Genomic DNA, 19685 nt, shown 5'->3' with positions numbered 1-19685 from the left:
GCTTTTATTTTAGTCGAAGCAAGAAATTATCACGGTTTAAGCCAGAAGTATGATAATGCCAGTTTACAGTCACGACTTCATTAATTATTTTTTTTAACGTATTGAAATCGCTTGGTTTTTTGATGTAAATATTGGCGCCTTGAATAAAGGTGTCTTCGATATCCTCTTCTGAAGAAGAAGTAGAATAGATCGCAATGATTATATCTTTTAAATGATCCGTTTTTTTGATTTCAATCAAACATTCTTTACCTGTTTTCTTAGGCATGTTTAAATCTAGAAACAAAATATCTGGAAGTTTATTGTTTGTGTCCATTAAATGATCCATAAGCTGCATCCCGTCATGAACAAAATTTACATTCGTTTGTATCTTTATTTCTTCAAAAGCATCTTTAAAGAAAAGACGGTCATCTTCATCGTCATCGGCCAATAAAATGTGTAATGCGTTTTTTTGCATTTTAATGTGGTATTTGGGTTTTTATTTTAAATTTTCTCTTCGTTTCTTAATAATTCTCTGAAAAGCAGATGGAGTAATGCCAGTTGTGTTTTTAAACTGCGTACTCAAATGCGCAACACTCGAATAATTAAGTAAAAAAGCAATTTCAGTCAAACTCATTTCGTTAATGATAATAAGCTGTTTTGCTCTTTCGATTTTCTGTAAAATAATAAAGTTTTCTATAGAAGAATAAGTTACTTCAGAGAAAACATTAGATAAATATCCGTAACTGTGGTTTAGCTTTTCAGCCAAAAATACAGAACTTTTATAATTATTGCTATCATCCATAAAAACAAGTTCGATAATTGCATCTTTGATTTTTTGGACTAATACACTTTTTTGATTCTCAACTACTTCAAAACCACACGGAGCCAATTTAGTTTTTAAATTGTCTAGCGCTTCGGCATCAAGATTGTCTTCAATCTCAATTTCGCCAAATCCCAGAGTTGTAAAATTTACATTGTTTTGTTCCAGATTTTGTTTCAAATAAAGAGAGCAAATAGTATTAATGTCGAACTTTATAAATAGTTTCATTTTATAGAAATTTGGTTAAAGATACTTAATTTATTTGGTGTTTTTGCTTTTAATTAGCACAGAATTATGTCAAAATACGATTTTAAAATAAAATTTTCAAAAAAATACCGTCTAATATTTTTACTAGACGGTATTTCCCTGATTGAGTTGTAAGGATTTACAATTCTGACAGGATTTGATGAAATTCCTCTTTTGTTTTTCCCAATTTCTGCTGAAGTCTTCCGTACATTTCGTCTTCTTTTCCTTCAGCAAACATCAAATCATCATCTGTTAGTGTTGCAAACTTTTGTTTCAGTTTACCTTTCAGCTCATTCCAGTTTCCTTTTATTTCGGTAGTATTCATGATATCTCTTTTTTTGTATTTTATTGTATTGTAAAATTGCAAATTTTAAATCAGGTTTATGTTACATTTATTTTCCCGACTGTTGCATAATTTTCATTTTGATAGAGAATGACAATCAATTCATAACTCAAGATTACGCCTGATATCTTCTTAATATCCAAGCCATTTTTTCATGTTCTTGCAGTAATCCTGTCACAAAATCGGCTGAGCCTGCATCGTTGGTTTCGTTTTCAAAAACCGGAATATAATCTCTAAATTCTGTTACCAGCTGTTCGTGATTTTCTAGAAGCTCAGATAGCATATCTTTTTGTGAAGCGTATTCTTTTGGAGATTCTTTTAAAGTCGAGTTGTCAATAAACTCCTTCATTGTTCCAATTGTTTTTTCTCCCAGCTGATTAATGCGTTCTGCAACTTCATCAATTTGGGCTTCAAGAATGCGGTATTGCTCTTCAAACAATTTGTGCAGTTCCATAAAGCTGTTTCCAGAAATGTTCCAGTGAAATTTTCTTGTTTTTACATACAAAGTCATTTCATTTGATAAAATCGTGGCCAGTATAGAAGCGCTCTTTTTTAAGTTTTTTGGTGTAATTCCGATATTTGGGCTCATAATTGTCTTTTTAATGGTTTATTTCAAAGTTACTTTTGATTCTAATTTTTTTCTTACACAATTTTTGATAGATGTTATAGGAATTCAATGTTAGTGAGATAATTTAGAATAAAGTATGATTAATGTCATTCTGAGCGATCCCGAGGCTTCGGAAGAAGGTGCAAAGGGCGTCGACTCCGCTCAGCCTGACAACAGCAACCACAAACCATCAACCACAAACCATCAACCATCAACTATTAACAATAAACCATCAACCACTAACTCATAAAAATTATTATTTGTAATTTTGCCGCACAAGCAAAAAAGAATATGACAACACAACAACTACACGAACAAATTCTTCAAAAAAAATCATTTTTATGCGTTGGATTAGATCCAGATCTAACTAAAATGCCAGCACATTTATTAGAAACAGAAGATCCTATTTTCGAATTTAATAAAGCAATTATTGATGCCACACACGATCTGACTGTTGGCTACAAACCCAATACGGCATTTTTTGAAGCTTACGGAATAAAAGGATGGATGTCTTTGCAAAAAACAATCAATTATATCAACGAAAATTATCCTGATATTTTTACGATTGCCGATGCAAAACGCGGTGATATTGGGAATACTTCGAGCATGTATGCAAAAGCTTTTTTTGAAGACTTGAATTTTGATAGTGTAACCGTTGCTCCTTATATGGGAAAAGATTCTGTTGAACCTTTCTTAGCTTTTGAAAACAAGCATACTATCATGTTGGCTTTAACTTCAAATGAAGGAGCTTTCGATTTTCAGACTTTAAATACAAACGGAAAGGAATTATACAAGCAAGTTCTAGAAACTTCTAAAACTTGGAAAAACAGCGAAAACTTAATGTACGTTGTTGGCGCAACTAAAGCAGAATATTTTACTGAAATTAGAAAAATTGTTCCAGACAGTTTCTTATTGGTGCCTGGAATTGGCGCTCAAGGCGGAAGTCTGTCTGAAGTTTGCAAATATGGAATGAATGATAAAGTTGGTCTTTTGGTAAATTCTGCAAGAGCGATTATCTATGCGTCAAAAGGAACCGATTTCGCTGAAAAGGCTAGAGAAGAGGCTTTGAAAGTACAGCAGGAAATGGAAGAGATTATTAGTTTAAAGTTTCAGGTTTAAAGTTTCAGGTTGCTTTACTTTGAGCATAATTTTTTAACACAAAGTGCGCTAAGTTTTTTCGCAAAGTACACAAAGAAGTTATTCGCAATCTTGTAAAAGTTTTTTAAGTTCTCAAAGAAGAATGTAAGTTTTACTTTATCTAAGCTTTGAGAACTTTAAAAAAATATTTAAAAATTATAAGCCTTCGCGAACTCTGCGAAAAAACTTAGCGCACTTTGCGTTAAATTTCACATTCCAATAAACCAGAAACATGAAACAAATAAAAGACCAGCTTGGTACTATTCATTCTTTTGAAACAGCTCCAAAACGTATTATTTCGCTTGTTCCTTCACAAACTGAATTATTGTATGATTTAGGTTTAGAAGAAAAAATTATCGGAATTACGAAGTTTTGCGTTCATCCGTTTCATTTTAAATCTACCAAAAAGACTGTTGGCGGAACGAAGAAAATTCACTTCGAAAAAATAAAGCTTTTAGAGCCAGATATTATTATCTGCAATAAAGAAGAAAACACGCCTGAAATTGTAGAACAGTTGAGTGCAATTTGTCCAGTTTGGGTTACAAATATTGTTTCTATTGAAGATAATTTTCAGATGATTTCAGATTTCGGACAATTATTCAATTGCAGAACTGAAGCGCAGAAATGGAACGATAAATTGGCTTTTGCATTAAGCGATTTCAAAAATTATGTACAAGATATAAAAGAAAAGAAAGCTGCCTATTTTATATGGAAAAATCCATATATGGTTGCAGGAAATGATACGTATATAAATGAGTTGCTGAAACTCAATCATTTTAAAAATATCTACGAAGACAAAGGCCGTTATCCTGAAATCGAATTAAAGAAAATGCGTTTAGAAGGAGATCCAGATATTGTATTTCTTTCATCAGAACCTTATCCTTTTAAAGAAGAAGATGCTTTTGAAATTGGAAGATTTACACATCATGCCAAAACCATTTTCGTTGATGGCGAAATGTTCTCTTGGCACGGAAGCAGATTGCTAAAAGCGTTTTCGTATTTCAAATTACTGCATGAAAGATTGAAGAATTAGTTTTGTTTTAGGTTTCAGGTTTCAGGTTTCCAAGTTTCAAGTTTCAAGTTTCAAGTTTCAAGTTTCAAGTTTAACCGCAAAGAGCGCAATCCCAATCGCTATTGGGAAGGCAAAGTTCGCAAAGTTTTTTAGACAAAGCTTTGCGAACTTTGCGCTTTATACAAAGCTTAATAAATGAAAAAACTTTGCGCTCTTTGCGGTAAAATTATGTCCAAAGTAAAGCAACTTGAAACCTGAAGCCTAAAACAAATAAAACTTTTAGCCCAAAAAAAATGCCGACATCTCGAAGACGTCGGCATCATTTAACTAACCAAAACCAAAATAATAAATAACCAGTTTATTACATTACAAATGTCCGACATATATCAAACTTATGCTGTTAAGGTCTTGTTATTACTTTGTTGGATATAAGTTAATGTTCACAAGATTGTAGTTTTTAACCGCAAAGAGCTCAATCCCGATAGCTATCGGGAACGCAAGGTTCGCAAAGTTTTTTTACACAAAACTTTGCGGACTTTACGCTTTCTATAGGACTTAATATATTAAAAAAACTTTGCGCTCTTTGCGGTAAAATTATGTTCAAAGTAAAGCAACTTGAAACCAAGAAAAACCTGAAACCTGAAACTAAACTTTTATAAAAAAAGAATGCCGGCATCTCGAAGATGTCGGCATCATTTAACTAACCAAAACCAAAATAATAAATAACCAGTTTATTACATTACAAATGTCCGATATATATCAATCTTATGCTGTTAAGGTTTTGTTATTACTTTGTTGACCATACGTTAAGATTTGTCAAATCGCTGTTTTGAGTATTCAGTATCATAAAATAATCTTTAGTTATTAAAATATAATAACAATCAATTTTACTTATGAATATGCTAAAGATAAGTTTGTATATTTGATAAAACGTTAAAAATCAGCAAAATGGAATCAAACAAAAAATTAACAACTGCAACCGGAACTCCCGTTCCAGACAATCAAAACATTCAAACAGCTGGCCCTCGTGGACCTGTTTTATTACAAGATTTTTGGTTCTTAGAAAAGATGGCACATTTTGACCGAGAGGTGATTCCGGAAAGAAGAATGCATGCCAAAGGATCTGGGGCCTACGGAACTTTTACTGTTACACATGATATTACCAAATATTCAAAAGCAGACTTGTTTTCTGAAATTGGAAAAAAGACAGAAATGTTTGTGCGTTTTTCAACTGTTGCAGGAGAAAGAGGCGCTGCTGACGCCGAAAGAGACATACGCGGTTTCGCGATGAAATTTTATACAAATGAAGGAAATTGGGACTTGGTTGGAAATAATACACCGGTTTTCTTTTTCCGTGATCCGATGAAATTTCCTGATTTGAACCATGCTGTAAAACGCGATCCAAAAACCAATTTAAGAAGTGCTGATAATAATTGGGATTTTTGGACTTTATTGCCAGAAGCTCTTCATCAAGTTACAATTGTAATGAGCGACAGAGGAATTCCGAGATCGTATAGAGAAATGCACGGTTTCGGAAGTCATACTTTTAGTTTTATAAATGCGCAAAACGAAAGACATTGGGTAAAATTTCATTTAGTTTCGCAACAAGGAATCGAAAATTTATCTGATGAAGAAGCTGCTAAGTTAGTGGGAGGAGACCGAGAAAGCCATCAAAGAGATTTGTTTAATGCAATCGAAGAGGGTAATTTTCCGAAATGGAAAATGTTTGTTCAGATTATGTCAGAGGAGCAGGCGAGAACCTATCGTTTTCATCCATTTGATTTAACGAAAGTTTGGTTAAAAGGAGATTTTCCGCTAATTCCAGTTGGAGAATTTGAATTGAATAAAAACCCAGAAAATTATTTTGCCGAAGTAGAACAGGCGGCATTTAATCCAGCTCACGTAGTTCCAGGAATTGGTTTTTCTCCAGATAAAATGCTTCAAGGACGTTTGTTTTCTTACGGAGATGCTCACCGTTATCGTTTAGGAGTAAACAATTACCAGATTCCAGTAAACGCTTCTAGATGTCCGTATAACAGTTTCCACAGAGACGGAGCAATGCGTGTTGATGGAAATTATGGCGGAAGAAAACACTACGAACCAAACAGCTTTGGCGAATGGCAGGAACAGCCAGAAGTAAAAGAACCGCCTTTGGCAATTTACGGCGATGCTTATGCACACAATTTTAGAGAAGATGATAATGATTACTTCACTCAGCCTGGACTTTTGTTCCGTTTATTGACCGATGAGAAAAAACAGCTTTTGTTTAAAAATACAGCGGGTCAAGTAGGAGGAGCACAGAAGTTTATTCAAGTCCGTCATATTAGAAACTGCTATCAAGCCGATCCAGCATACGGAGAAGGCGTAGCAAATGCTCTTGGAATGACAATGGCAGAAGTAAATGCTTTTGATGATCCTAGATTGGCTATTAAAGCTAGGTGAGGTTCTAAGTTTCTGAGATGCTAAGATTCTAAGCTGCCAACTTTTGAGCTTATGATCGATAAATAAGAAACCCGACAGATTTTTAAAATCTGTCGGGTTTGCTATATAAAAAACTTAGTATCTTAGAAACTCAGAACCTTAGCATCTTAAAAATTAAGAAAAAACCACCGTCTTATTGCTATAAACCATCGTTTTTCTTTCAGCGTGCAGTTTAATTGCTCTTGCTAAAACGATGCGTTCCAAATCACGTCCTTTCATGATAAAATCTTCTACAGAGTGAATATGAGAAACTCTTGCGATATCTTGTTCAATAATTGGACCTTCGTCTAATTCTTCTGTTACGTAATGGCTTGTGGCACCAATAATTTTCACACCGCGTTTAAAAGCCGAATGATACGGTTTTGCACCTGGAAAAGCTGGTAAAAACGAATGGTGAATATTGATGATTTTATTTTCGTATAACGAAATCAATTTTGGAGTTACAATTTGCATGTAACGTGCTAAAACGATAAAATTGACCTGATATCTTTTCAAAAGCTCAATTTGTCTTGCTTCGCCTTCTTCTTTGTTGTCTTTTGTAAAAGGAACATAGTGAAACGGAATATCAAAACGTTCTGCAATCGAACGCAAATCATTATGATTACTGATAATCATCGGAATTTCAACACCCAATTCATCAGCACTGTAACGTCCTAAAATGTCAAATAAGCAGTGATCGTATTTAGAAACAAACAAAGCCATTTTAGGTTTTTGCTCCTGATTGTACAAATCCCAAGACATATTAAAGTCCGCTGCAATTGTTTTGCTGAACTCTTCTTGTATCTTTTCAATGTTACTGCCTTGATTGGTAAATTCACATTCTAAACGCATAAAAAACACATTCTGTTCTACATCAACATGCTGGTCGATGTAGGTAATGTTTCCTTCTACCTTGGCAATAAAAGTAGTCACTGCGGCGATAATTCCTTTTTGATCTTTACAGTGAATGAGTATCGTAATTTTTTGCATTTCAGTTTATTTTTGGTTAGTTGCAAAGATGCTAAGACACTAAGGCATTTAGTTTTTTAGCTTAGACACTTAGCGTCTTAGAAGCTTAGCAACTTTAGAATTATTTTCCATCCTGCATTGCAAAAACCTTCTGTAATAAAGGTGTTGTTCTTGCAGAAATATCGTTTCTGATTACTTTTTCTTCAACAGCAATCATTTTAAAAACACCAGACAAAGCTTGATTGGTTGTATAATCAGTTAAATCTGGATTTACTTTTTTCACTAGCGGAATAGTATTGTATTTGTTTATAATTTTTGTCCAGACAGCATCGGCACCTACTTTTTCGAAAGAGCTTTTGATAACCGGATTAAATTTGGCGTATAATGCAGTTGTCGTACTTCCTTGTAAATAATTGGTTGCGGCATTATCACTTCCTAAAAGAATGTTTTTAGCATCTGTAAATGTCATGTTTTTTACTGCTGTCACAAAAATCGGAGTTGCTTCTTTTACTGCGTCTTCTGCAGCACGATTCAACATTTTGATTCCTTCATCTGCAAGAGAGCTTAAACCTACTTTACGCAATGTTGCATCTACTTTTTGTAATTCTTCGGGCATTAAAATTTTTACAGCTTCGTTTTTGTAAAATCCGTCTACAGCAGTTAGTTTACTTACTTGTTGCGTGATTCCTTTATTTAAAGCTTCTTTTAATCCAGAAGCAATGTCAACAGTTCCCGAATTTGGAATCTGAGATGCGATTTGAGGCAATTGATTTAAAGTCTGTTGTACCTGTGCGCAAGAAGTAAGCGAAAATGTAACGGCTAATAGTAAAATCTTTTTCATTTGGGGGTTTTATTTAAGTTTCAAAAATACTACTTATTCAAAAATAACGCCACAATTTTATTAAGGGTGAAGAAAGATTTTGTTTGATAATTAACAACAGATTACTATTTGTGTATTTGGGACTTTTTATGATTATAATAATAAAAGAAAGAGAATTATTTACTTTTTCAGAAGATCTATTTTCTCATCTGTTTTTTCAATATAAACAGACATTTCACTGTATTTCCATTTTCCTCTTTTTTCTCCTACAACAAACAAAGTTGCTTTGCCTTTTGGACCTTTCAATGGTACCTGTACATCACAAGCTCGTACATCGTTGTGCGAAGTAACAACTCCAGAAACAATTCCGTCAGTTTCGATTGGAGACCCGAGTTTTTCAACCACTAATTTATTGTTTTGTACTGCTGTCATAGATTCTTTATAAGCATCAGAATCTTTTAGGACGGACGTAACTTCATAGAAAATTCCGCCAATAAATAAACCAACTAATAGTAAAAGAGTTAAACATCCACTAGGAATAAGCCATTTCCAGTTTCGGTTTAGCCAGCTTTGTTTTTGTACTAACTCATTAGAATCTTCCATAAAATCAATTTTTAGATGAATGACAAAGCTAAAATAAGCATAAAAATCTTATTTATAATGTAATTTTTTTTTATTGATAGATATTGATCCTCAAATTCTTAAAGTAATTTATAGTGGAAGAAAAAAAAATCATCTTATAGAATTATAAGATGATTTTTGGGTAAAGTTTTTCAGACTTTATTTATATAGTAATTTAGATTGAGGCTTGTATGTAGACTTATTAGAATTTAAGTCATTTAATATAGTTTCAGTATAATCTTTTCCACCCTTTATTAAATAAAAGAACGATTTTACTACATAAATTGGAGCATACGGAAAATTTCGGCAGCTTAAAGAAAGATTTAGATAAAAGTGTCTTAAAGCATATTTCAACGTACCTTCGTTTGGGCGTATAAAATAGATATTTGGTTCCTTGATTTTTTTTACCATTTCAGCAATAATAAAAGGAAACATGATAAATTTTCCTCCTTGCTGAATCAAAACATTTATTTCAAACAAAGTAAGACCTTCTGTATTATTTGTTTTCATAATAGTTTATTTTTTTACATTTTACAAAAATGGCACTGAATTATAATTGCAAAAAAATAAATATTCTAGTCGTTTTATTGCCTTTAAAAGATTTAAGAATGATATTTTAAGGTATATTTTAAATATAGTAATGAAATAAAAATAGAGAATTTATCAAAAACAGCTTTGATAAATTCTCCATGGATTATTGGTGCAAATTATTGCATTACAGTTGTTGTGTCGGGAAGCGTTTCACGATTTAAATTGGCGTCTTTTTCATAAACATCTTGAAAGAAGCCAATTTCTCCATTTTCATTTACCAATGAAGTAAAATAAGTGATAAAAATTGGTACTTTTTTAGACAGTTTAAAACTGTTTTCTGTTTTACCCGCCATTGCTTTGTCAATTTTTGCCTGATTCCATTCTGGATAATCTGTCAGCATGGCAACAGCAAGTTCTTTAGCCATTTTAACATTAATACATCCGTGGCTGAAAGTTCTTTTTTCAAAATCGAATAAAGTTTTAGAAGGCGTATCGTGCATGTAAATATCATCAGAATTTGGGAACATAAATTTTACCAATCCTAAAGAATTATCTGGTCCTGGTTTTTGTCTTACTTGTCCGTTTACCATTTCCATGTTTTTCGCTACTAGATAATTAGGATCTTCAGCCATTTTAGATTTCAACTCATTTTGCACAATACTTTGAGGTACTGTCCAATATGGGCTAAAAACAATACGATCGATTTCTCCATTAAAAATGGTTGTTTTGGTTAAAGGTGCTCCAACAAATACGGGTGAAGTCAAAACTACTTTTCCGTTCTTAACATAAAACAATTCATAAGAAGGAACATTTACCAAAACATATTCATCACTGGCAGCAATTTTGGCCGAAATCTCACGGCATCTTTCCATGTTAAGTTTTAAAGTCGCCACTTTATCTTCAAGCGGAATATTCATTTCGTTAATGTGTTCTTCTGCCAAAATATAATTAGGTTTAAATCCGTTACGGACTTTATATTTCATTACGGCGTCCATCAATTCACGATCGTAAATATCGCTTTTAGAATCTGTTTTTAAATCGCCTAACAAATACAGACGAGTTCTAACTTGCGAAATAGTGCTAGAAACCGCATCTGGACGCAACTCTTTATAAGGTGATTCTGCTGGAACAATAGGTTTGTATTTGCTAGATTTTTCTAATCTTTTGTATTTTTTTAGAGCATCTTGCAATTTGTAATACTGGTCAAATTCTACTTTTTCATTTGTTGTCACTGCTGCTGTTTCTGCTTCTTCTAATGTGCTGTAGTTTAAGAAATCTTTCAGCATGCTATCATAAGCTAATTTTTTCTTGTCTGCATTACTTTTTTTAGTGTACACTATATATAATGAACTCAAAAGCATATCTGCATCAGTTTTAGAAAGAGTGCTTTTATCTGATGAAGCATCAAATAATTGGTCTATTTCTTTTTGATAAGGAATAATTAAATCATTTGTTTTTTTTGCTTTTTCGTACAAAACAGAACCAAATTCGTTGATTTCGTTTTCATCAAACCAGATAGATCCAAGAGTTCTGTTTTTATACAAAGACATGACATCTGATTTATATTTTTTTAAATCCGAATATCTTTTAAAGAAGTCGTTCGAGATTTCGTCTACATCATTTTGATTGTGGTAAACGGTTAAATGATTTGAAGCTTTTTTATAGGTAAGATTGTTTTTTTCAATACTGTTAAAAGAAAATACAAAAAAACTCAAACTTAAAATGACGGTGAATGAATATAATGTTTTCATTTTTTTAATTTTTACGTTATTACTTTTCTACGTAAGTTTTAGGTAAAAATTTGGGGCTTTTCTACACTGCTAAATTACTATTAGAGAGCTCGAAACATGTTTCCTGATTTTATTTAAATGTTGCGAAATTGCCATGTCTTTAAGCTTTCTTTAACTTATATCAATTAGTAGCAAGAATTGTTACCTTTATATTGAAGAAAAAATATTTTCTTTTTTATTAACATAATGTTATTTGACTGATCAAATATTAAAATAATTTGTACATTGGTCGCTTAAAATTATCATATTCATAAAATGGAACAACAAATACCATATATTCCTAAAAATAAAGTAAGAATTGTCACTGCTGCTTCACTTTTTGATGGTCATGATGCTGCCATCAATATTATGCGTCGTATTATTCAGTCAACAGGGGTTGAAGTAATTCATCTTGGTCATGACAGAAGCGTTGAAGAAGTGGTAAATACCGCTATTCAGGAAGACGCCAATGCTATTGCAATGACTTCATACCAAGGTGGTCACAACGAATACTTTAAATATATGTATGATTTGCTTCGCGAAAAAGGAGCAGGACACATTAAAATCTTCGGAGGTGGAGGTGGTGTAATTCTTCCTAGCGAAATTTCAGAGTTGCATGAATATGGTATTACCAGAATTTATTCTCCAGACGACGGACGTTCTTTAGGACTTCAAGGAATGATTAATGATTTGGTACAACGTGCTGATTTTCCTATTGGAGATAAACTAAACGGAGAAATCGATCATATCGAAAATAAAGTGCCAACGGCAATTGCACGTTTAATTTCTGCGGCTGAAAACTTCCCAGAAATTGCAAAACCGGTTTTCGATAAAATTCACGAAAGCAATGCCACTTCTAAAATTCCAGTTTTAGGAATTACAGGAACGGGCGGTGCAGGAAAATCTTCTTTGGTAGACGAATTGGTTCGCCGTTTCTTAATTGATTTCCCAGAAAAAACAATCGGATTAATTTCTGTCGATCCTTCGAAAAGAAAAACCGGAGGAGCACTTTTAGGAGACAGAATCCGTATGAATGCGATTAATAATCCTCGTGTATATATGCGTTCGCTGGCGACACGTCAGTCGAATTTGGCTTTGTCTAAATATGTAGCCGAAGCGATTCAGGTTTTAAAAGCTGCAAAATACGACTTGATTATTCTAGAAACTTCAGGAATTGGTCAGTCTGATACCGAAATTATGGATCATTCAGACGTTTCTTTATATGTGATGACACCAGAGTTTGGAGCGGCAACACAATTGGAAAAAATCGACATGCTTGATTTTGCCGATTTAGTAGCGTTGAATAAATTTGATAAACGTGGGGCTTTAGATGCTTTACGCGATGTAAAAAAGCAATATCAAAGAAACCATAATCTTTGGGATAAAAACCCAGACGAAATGCCGGTTTTCGGAACAATTGCTTCTCAATTTAACGATCCAGGAATGAACACGCTTTACAAAGCGATTATGGATAAAGTGGTTGAAAAAACGGCTTCAGATTTGAAATCGACTTTTGAAATCACTAAAGAAATGAGCGAGAAAATCTTCGTAATTCCGCCACACAGAACGCGTTATTTATCTGAAATTGCAGAGAATAACAGATCTTATGATGAAATCGCGCTTTCGCAGCAAAAAGTAGCACAGAAATTATACGGAATTTTCAAAACCATAGAATCGGTTTCTGGAAAAGTGCCTCAAATAAATAAAGCTGGAATTGATGATGCTACAGTTTTGCCAAGCGGAATTGCTGAACACGACGAAAACAGAATCTTTTTAAATCTTTTACTGAATCAATTCGATAAAGTAAAAATGGACTTAGATCCGTACAATTGGGAAATTATCCTGAATTGGGATGAAAAAGTAGCCAAATACAAAAATCCAGTTTACTCGTTTAAAGTTCGTGATAAAGAAATCAAGATTGCAACACATTCTGAAAGTTTATCGCATTTACAGATTCCGAAAATTGCTTTGCCTAAATATGAAGGTTGGGGCGATATTTTGCGTTGGAATTTACAGGAAAATGTTCCTGGAGAATTTCCTTTTGCTTCGGGATTGTATCCGTTTAAACGTGAGGGCGAAGATCCGTCGAGAATGTTTGCGGGCGAGGGCGGACCAGAAAGAACCAACAAGCGTTTCCACTACGTAAGTGCGGGAATGCCTGCAAAACGTCTTTCGACAGCTTTTGACAGTGTTACTTTATACGGAAACGATCCAGATTTGCGTCCAGATATTTACGGAAAAATTGGAAATGCTGGAGTTTCAATCTGCTGTCTGGACGATGCTAAAAAACTTTATTCAGGTTTCGATTTGGTTCATGCTTTAACTTCGGTAAGTATGACGATTAATGGGCCTGCGCCAATGTTGTTAGGTTTCTTTATGAATGCCGCAATCGATCAGCAATGTGAGATTTACATCAAAGCAAATGATTTAGAAAAAGAGGTTGAAGCAAAAATCAACAAATTATATAAAGACAAAGGAATCGAAAGACCAAAATACCAAGGCGAACTTCCTGCCGGAAACAACGGTTTGGGATTAATGCTTTTGGGTGTTACGGGAGATCAGGTTTTACCTTTGGAAGTTTATAACGAAATAAAAGTAAAAACGTTAGCTCAAGTTCGTGGAACGGTTCAGGCTGATATTTTAAAAGAAGATCAGGCGCAAAATACTTGTATTTTCTCAACCGAATTTGCTTTACGATTAATGGGCGACGTTCAGGAATATTTTATTACTAAAAACGTTCGTAATTTCTATTCGGTTTCGATTTCTGGATATCATATTGCCGAGGCAGGAGCAAACCCAATTACGCAATTGGCGTTTACGCTTTCAAATGGTTTCACTTACGTGGAATATTATTTGAGCCGTGGAATGAACATCAACGATTTTGGACCAAACTTATCGTTCTTCTTCTCTAACGGAGTAGATCCAGAATATTCAGTTATTGGACGTGTGGCGCGTAAAATTTGGGCAAAAGCCATGAAAAACAAATACGGAGCCAACGAAAGAGCACAAATGCTGAAATATCATATTCAGACATCTGGACGTTCGTTACACGCACAGGAAATTGATTTCAATGATATCAGAACGACTTTACAAGCTTTATACGCGATTTATGACAACTGTAATTCATTGCATACCAACGCTTACGACGAAGCGATTACAACGCCAACAGAAGAATCTGTACGTCGTGCAATGGCGATTCAGTTGATTATTAATAAAGAATTAGGTTTAGCGAAAAACGAAAACCCAATTCAAGGTTCGTTCATCATCGAAGAATTGACTGATTTAGTGGAAGCTGCAGTTCTTCAAGAATTTGATAGAATTACAGAACGTGGCGGAGTTCTTGGCGCAATGGAAACGATGTACCAGCGTTCTAAAATTCAGGAAGAAAGTTTGTATTACGAAACCTTAAAACACAATGGCGATTTCCCAATTGTGGGTGTAAATACGTTCTTGAGTTCAAAAGGTTCGCCAACGGTAATTCCGGCAGAAGTTATTCGCGCAACCGAAGAAGAAAAACAATATCAAATTACGATGCTGGATAACTTGCACAATTTCCACGAAGCAAAAGTAAACGAGCATTTAAATACATTACAGCAAGCCGCTATTAAAAACGAAAACTTATTCGATCATTTAATGGAAGCTACAAAGGTTTGTTCTTTGGGACAGATTACTTCGGCGTTGTTTGAAGTGGGTGGGCAGTATAGAAGGAATATGTAATTTTTTTATTTTTTAATGATATGGAAAAACCTCTCAAGATTTTTGGGAGGTTTTTTTTATTGGAAATTTTCCAATAAGGCCAAAGGCCTAAAAGCATTTTAGCATTGGGCAAACGCCCAATGTCTGTAATTAGGATTGAATAAGAAAGCCCTGAAAGGGCGTAAGCAATTAGATGACAAGAATGTCTATTGCCCTTTCAGGGCTTCGAGTTGCATTGAGTTTTAGCTAATAGGGCGTTGCCCTATTTTGGAGCTGTTAGCCTTTCAGGCTTTTTTATGCAGACTTTTAAGAATCTAAATCTCTCAATAAATTATATTAAAAAAGTAGTTCACTAGTGCCCCGATAGCGCGAGCGTCTCGCTCGTGAACGCAAAGTAATGCACGAGCGAGACGCTCACGCCAATAAAACAACAAAATTCCATAAAGTTTGTCATTTCGACGAAGGAGAAATCTCCACAAGTAGCTCCATATAGAATGTCGCCAATCTTTGTCGAGTTTCTCGTGGAGATTTGCTTCGCCTGTTCGCTATCGCTCGAGTCTCCTTCGTCGAAATGACAAGATTGTATGCTAATTGGGTTGAAATATAACTATTCAACAACTTCCCCAATAAACCCCAAAAACTCCATTTCATCCATAGGAAACAAATGCAGAATTGTTTCCAAAATCAGACTCACATTAATAGTTGCACTTTTATCTTTTTTAGAAAAATTATGCATGTCATTATCAAGCGCTAGAATGCATAATTTTAGTAAATCGGTAATGAGGCAGCCGAGTTCTAAATAATTGACGACTTTAAATTGTGCGGTATAAGAATTGGCTTCGTTGGTTGGTTGTAGCGTTGTAAAATACTGAGCGGTTAATTTTTGCAGTTTTTGTAGCTTTTCTGTTTCGTTCGTTTCCATAAGGCGTATATTTTAAATGATTTGCAATTTGACTTTTATAAATTTTGTATAAGAAAAATTGTACTTTTGTTTGGTTTAGCGAAGGAAGAAATAGATTTTGCTGTACGAAATCATTTTTTACTGTATCGCACGGCAAAAAAATCTGTTTTTTACATTTTATCTATTTTGAGACTTTATTATTATCTTTGAATTATGAGCACACTAACAAAAACAAATCATATAGGGCGAAAAATAAGCCGTATTCGTGAACTTCGTGATATGAAGCAGGAAGCTTTGGCGCAAGCTTTAGGAACAAATCAACAAGCGATTTCGGCTATGGAAAACAGCGAAACCATTGATGACGAAAAACTTGTTGAGGTTGCAAAAGCACTTGGTGTAACGGTTGAAGCGATTAAGAATTTTTCAGACGAAGCGGCGATTAATTATTTCAATACTTTTAATGAAAGTCCTAATAATTATTTCGGACTTAATAATTGTACTTTCAATCCATTAGATAAATTAATGGAAACGGTAGAAGAAAATAAAAAGCTTTACGAGCGTCTGCTTCAATCAGAAAAAGATAAAATTGAGTATTTAGAAAAATTGCTAAAAGATAAATAATAAGCTTTTTAAGAATATAGAAACCTCTCAGAAATGGGAGGTTTTTTATTTTACAAAAAAATATCGTTTTACGGCTTTCCTCAATTTAGAAGAAATTTGTTTGTATATATTAGCAATCAGAAAAAAAGAGATGAAAAGCTTTCTCGAAAAGGCAAATTAATTATAAAAACCAAAAACTATATATAACCTCAAAAATTAATTTTTAAATGAAAAAAAGCATTTTTATTTTAGGATTGCTATTTATTACAAGCTTGAGTTTTTGCCAGACCAAGGTTAAGCAAGACATAAAAGCAACTAATAAAACAGAAAACAAAACATACGATTCAAAACTTTTTGGATGCTGGAAAGGCTCAGAAACAGGACAGCAGCAAGATGGTGTAAGTAAATATTGGGTTTCATGCCGTTTTGAAAACGGAACTAGTACTTTATTATTTGTTGTAATTTATCCAAGCGGTAAAGTCGATCAAACAACTGAAAATGGCAAATGGTGGGTTGAAAACGGAAAGTATTATGAATTACATAGCTACGATGGCGTAATTGATGTTTACGATTATCAGGTTACAGAAGAAGGAGTTAATTTTCAATCGGTTGAATTAATGGGAAAAATGGACAATACTTATAAGTTTACCGATTATAAAATTGCTGATTAAGTGAAATTGAAAGATTATAATTTAATAGAAAAATCTCTCAGAAATGAGAGGTTTTTTTGTTCATCTATTTTATACTTATATATTTACTTTTAATAAAAAACTTGCTAAACAAACTAAATGAAAACAAAACTACTTTTATTTTTTATACTTTGTATTTTTATCAAAACCAGTGCTCAACAGAAAATCTATGATTTAACTAGTAATCCAAACAGTTTTTTAAAATTTAATGGCAATTTATTTTTTGAAGCTAGTGCTGAAAATACAGGTTTTGAAATATGGAAAAGTGATGGAACTCCTGAGAACACAGCTATTCTTCACGCTATGAATGTAAGTGAAGGTTTTAATCCAAAAAGAATATTAAATACAGGTTCAGCTATATTAAATGGTAAGTTGTTTTTTATTGCAAGAGACAATCTTTCAAATGGAGAAATTTGGCGAACAGATGGAATAAATGAAACTGTAAAAATTACAGATTTTCTTAAAGGTAGAGTTGAGAAACTTACAACCGTAGGAAATTCAATTTTCTTTTTAATGAAAACCAGCGATTATGTATTGCAGATCTGGAAAACGGATGGTACAAAAGACGGAACAGTATTGATAAAAAATAATTTGCCTATTTGGAATAAACCAACTTTTGAAGGTGAATTGAATAATACATTTATTTTTACTTTTCAGGTAGTTAATTCGAATGATTCTAGAGTGTGGAGAAGCGATGGAACTTCAGAAGGGACATATCCTATATCAGATCAAATGGATGGCAATGGTTCAGGATTAGGAGGTACTGCAGCATTTAGTCCATATATTAAAAGCGCTAATAAATTGTATTTTGTTAGCAGAAATTATTTATTTGAGACGGATGGAACTCCTGAAAATACAATAAATAGAGGAAATGTATGGAATGGAAGTTTTAAAATAGCAAATTTTAGTGATGTCATTGAAGTTAATGGAAATCTGTATCTTATGTTTTTTTCTGCGGATTATTTTAATGTAGAAATTTGGAAATTTAATTTAGCGAGTAAAAATCTTTCTATGATATATTCGGCTCAAAAGTCACAATATTTTTATCCTTCTAGTTTTGTATATAAAAACGATTCTTTAATTTTTTGTGGACCAAATAACGCTAATGGTACTTCATTGTTGTCTATGAAGCTTAGTAATAACGAGATATCTGAAATAAAAGAAATGCCATCAAGATCAAAGCCTTTTGTCTTTTTTGCTTATGAGTCTGCTGCTTTAATTTATAATATTAATAACAATGAATATTTTATCACATCACCTGAAAATGAAAAGCAAGAAAGAAGTGGTTATACTTTCAATTATAATTTGCAAAAAGTTGAAAATATTACTGCATTAGACAATGTTTCAGAGGCGATTAGTTATAATGATTATTTATATTATTCAAAAGATAACAAATTGTGGAAATATGCAAGTAATCTGAATGTAATATCAATAGATAAACAACCATCATTAACTTTATATCCAAATCCTTCAACTGATTTTGTTCAAATTAACCTTCCTAATAGTGAAAGCATCCAAACGATTAATATTTTTGATATAAATGGAAGATTGGTAACTGATTTATCGACTTTTCATGATAATAGAATTGATGTATCGAGATTGGCTAAGGGAATTTATAATGTTCAGATTAAGTACGGCAATTCTCTTATAAATAAGAAAATTGTAAAGATATAAATTGAAGATTTGTAAAGTATCCTACAACAAAATTTCATGAAATTTGTTATTTTGATCGAATGGAGAAATCACACTAGAAGCTCGTAGCCAATCTTTGCGGAATTACGTGTGTGATTTCTCCCTTCGGTCGAAATGACAAATATTGTGTTTAAATAGTATCATCCATTTGGCTTATATCGCAACGCATGGTTGTGAGTATTGGTTCAAATCCTGCCTTTTTATAAGCGTTGACAGCGGCTTTATTATCATGATATACCTCTAATCTAACTTCGGTTATTCCTTGAGATGATACCCATTTTTTAAGACGGTCAATTAATAGATTATTAAGACCTTTTCCTCTAAATTCTGGATCTACAAACATAAAACCAAGATACCCGAAAAATTCATGTTTTTGATAGGGTTTAGCTTGTCGAATTTGAGCATATCCACAACCAATAATTTGATTGTTAAAGTCTATAACCAAAAGTTCTGATTTGGGGTCAGAAATAAATTCCTCTATGCTATAATAAAAAATCTCTCCTTCTTTTAATGTTACATCGAAAGGCCTTTCTGCATGCACTAAATGTTGCAGAAATTCGGCAAGTTTCGGTAAATCTGAATTGACAGCTTGCCTTATTGATATATCTTTTGTGTTTTCATTCATATCTCAAATATATTTAAAATAAATTTTCCTTGCTCTGGGTCCCTCCCTTCGGTCGAAATTGTAAAGGTTAGATATTTCGGTAACAAAATTTAAATTTAATAAATTTTGTTACGATGAGAAATAATAGTCAAGATTGTACATTAGAGAGGAACTATTTAGAGAAGTATC

General features: G+C 33.2%; 18 protein-coding genes. 7 read left to right on the top strand and 11 right to left on the bottom strand.

All coding sequences use genetic code 11. The features are described from left to right. Positions 1–4: 4 nt before the first annotated feature. The 4 genes from AC5ZCW_RS12985 to AC5ZCW_RS12970 all read right to left on the bottom strand — a co-directional run bounded on the left by AC5ZCW_RS12985 (position 5) and on the right by AC5ZCW_RS12970 (position 1977). On the bottom strand, positions 5–454 hold the full coding sequence (locus tag AC5ZCW_RS12985; protein WP_177210351.1) for a response regulator: 450 nt from the start codon (positions 452–454) through the stop codon (positions 5–7). A gap of 21 nt (positions 455–475) precedes the next feature. Continuing rightward, on the bottom strand, positions 476–1027 hold the full coding sequence (locus AC5ZCW_RS12980; RefSeq protein ID WP_177210350.1) for a helix-turn-helix domain-containing protein: 552 nt from the start codon (positions 1025–1027) through the stop codon (positions 476–478). Positions 1028–1184: 157 nt separating this feature from the next. Then, complete coding sequence (locus AC5ZCW_RS12975; protein WP_095929846.1) at positions 1185–1370, bottom strand: CsbD family protein; 186 nt, start codon at positions 1368–1370, stop codon at positions 1185–1187. A 133-nt stretch (positions 1371–1503) separates the two neighbouring features. Beyond that, positions 1504–1977, bottom strand: a complete 474-nt coding sequence (locus tag AC5ZCW_RS12970; RefSeq protein ID WP_177210349.1) for a Dps family protein — start codon at positions 1975–1977, stop codon at positions 1504–1506. A gap of 309 nt (positions 1978–2286) precedes the next feature. Here AC5ZCW_RS12970 and pyrF point away from each other — a divergent pair, with 309 nt between their 5' ends. The 3 genes from pyrF to AC5ZCW_RS12955 all read left to right on the top strand — a co-directional run bounded on the left by pyrF (position 2287) and on the right by AC5ZCW_RS12955 (position 6586). Next, positions 2287–3114 carry an orotidine-5'-phosphate decarboxylase gene (gene pyrF, locus AC5ZCW_RS12965; protein WP_496120256.1) on the top strand — a complete coding sequence of 276 codons (828 nt, stop codon included), beginning with the start codon at positions 2287–2289 and terminating at the stop codon, positions 3112–3114. A 250-nt stretch (positions 3115–3364) separates the two neighbouring features. After that, a complete protein-coding gene (locus tag AC5ZCW_RS12960) occupies positions 3365–4165 on the top strand; it encodes an ABC transporter substrate-binding protein (protein ID WP_496120254.1) in 801 nt (266 codons plus the stop codon). Positions 4166–5092: 927 nt separating this feature from the next. Beyond that, positions 5093–6586 carry a catalase gene (locus AC5ZCW_RS12955; RefSeq protein WP_496120252.1) on the top strand — a complete coding sequence of 498 codons (1494 nt, stop codon included), beginning with the start codon at positions 5093–5095 and terminating at the stop codon, positions 6584–6586. Positions 6587–6739: 153 nt separating this feature from the next. On the opposite strand, the gene purU is transcribed toward AC5ZCW_RS12955, so the two are convergent. The 5 genes from purU to AC5ZCW_RS12930 form a co-directional block, all read right to left on the bottom strand. Beyond that, a complete protein-coding gene (purU, locus tag AC5ZCW_RS12950) occupies positions 6740–7594 on the bottom strand; it encodes a formyltetrahydrofolate deformylase (RefSeq protein WP_496120250.1) in 855 nt (284 codons plus the stop codon). A gap of 100 nt (positions 7595–7694) precedes the next feature. Beyond that, positions 7695–8414, bottom strand: a complete 720-nt coding sequence (locus AC5ZCW_RS12945; protein ID WP_343542249.1) for a DUF4197 domain-containing protein — start codon at positions 8412–8414, stop codon at positions 7695–7697. A 159-nt stretch (positions 8415–8573) separates the two neighbouring features. Then, positions 8574–8996 carry a cytochrome c oxidase assembly factor Coa1 family protein gene (locus tag AC5ZCW_RS12940; RefSeq protein ID WP_343542247.1) on the bottom strand — a complete coding sequence of 141 codons (423 nt, stop codon included), beginning with the start codon at positions 8994–8996 and terminating at the stop codon, positions 8574–8576. A 177-nt stretch (positions 8997–9173) separates the two neighbouring features. Further along, positions 9174–9524 carry a hypothetical protein gene (locus tag AC5ZCW_RS12935; protein WP_343542246.1) on the bottom strand — a complete coding sequence of 117 codons (351 nt, stop codon included), beginning with the start codon at positions 9522–9524 and terminating at the stop codon, positions 9174–9176. 197 nt (positions 9525–9721) lie between these two features. Beyond that, positions 9722–11296, bottom strand: a complete 1575-nt coding sequence (locus tag AC5ZCW_RS12930) for a L,D-transpeptidase family protein (RefSeq protein ID WP_496120247.1) — start codon at positions 11294–11296, stop codon at positions 9722–9724. Positions 11297–11590: 294 nt separating this feature from the next. Here AC5ZCW_RS12930 and AC5ZCW_RS12925 point away from each other — a divergent pair, with 294 nt between their 5' ends. Continuing rightward, complete coding sequence (locus AC5ZCW_RS12925) at positions 11591–15031, top strand: methylmalonyl-CoA mutase family protein (RefSeq protein WP_496120245.1); 3441 nt, start codon at positions 11591–11593, stop codon at positions 15029–15031. A gap of 586 nt (positions 15032–15617) precedes the next feature. Here AC5ZCW_RS12925 and AC5ZCW_RS12920 read toward each other — a convergent pair. Beyond that, positions 15618–15932 (bottom strand): hypothetical protein, encoded by a 315-nt coding sequence (locus AC5ZCW_RS12920; RefSeq protein ID WP_496120243.1) that lies wholly within the window; start codon positions 15930–15932, stop codon positions 15618–15620. Positions 15933–16124: 192 nt separating this feature from the next. Here AC5ZCW_RS12920 and AC5ZCW_RS12915 point away from each other — a divergent pair, with 192 nt between their 5' ends. The 3 genes from AC5ZCW_RS12915 to AC5ZCW_RS12905 all read left to right on the top strand — a co-directional run bounded on the left by AC5ZCW_RS12915 (position 16125) and on the right by AC5ZCW_RS12905 (position 18874). Further along, positions 16125–16532: a helix-turn-helix domain-containing protein gene (locus AC5ZCW_RS12915; RefSeq protein ID WP_496120241.1), complete on the top strand. Its 408-nt coding sequence runs from the start codon at positions 16125–16127 to the stop codon at positions 16530–16532. Positions 16533–16738: 206 nt separating this feature from the next. Beyond that, positions 16739–17182 (top strand): hypothetical protein, encoded by a 444-nt coding sequence (locus AC5ZCW_RS12910; protein WP_496120239.1) that lies wholly within the window; start codon positions 16739–16741, stop codon positions 17180–17182. A 117-nt stretch (positions 17183–17299) separates the two neighbouring features. Further along, a complete protein-coding gene (locus tag AC5ZCW_RS12905; protein WP_496120237.1) occupies positions 17300–18874 on the top strand; it encodes a T9SS type A sorting domain-containing protein in 1575 nt (524 codons plus the stop codon). A gap of 148 nt (positions 18875–19022) precedes the next feature. Here AC5ZCW_RS12905 and AC5ZCW_RS12900 read toward each other — a convergent pair whose 3' ends face one another. Beyond that, positions 19023–19517: a GNAT family N-acetyltransferase gene (locus AC5ZCW_RS12900; protein ID WP_343542239.1), complete on the bottom strand. Its 495-nt coding sequence runs from the start codon at positions 19515–19517 to the stop codon at positions 19023–19025. Between the last annotated feature and the right edge of the window lie 168 nt (positions 19518–19685).

It is taken from the genome of Flavobacterium sp. PLA-DH12 (assembly GCF_059511845.1).
The sequence above is the reverse complement of the archived record's forward strand: the minus strand, read 5'-3'. Positions and strand labels throughout refer to the sequence as shown.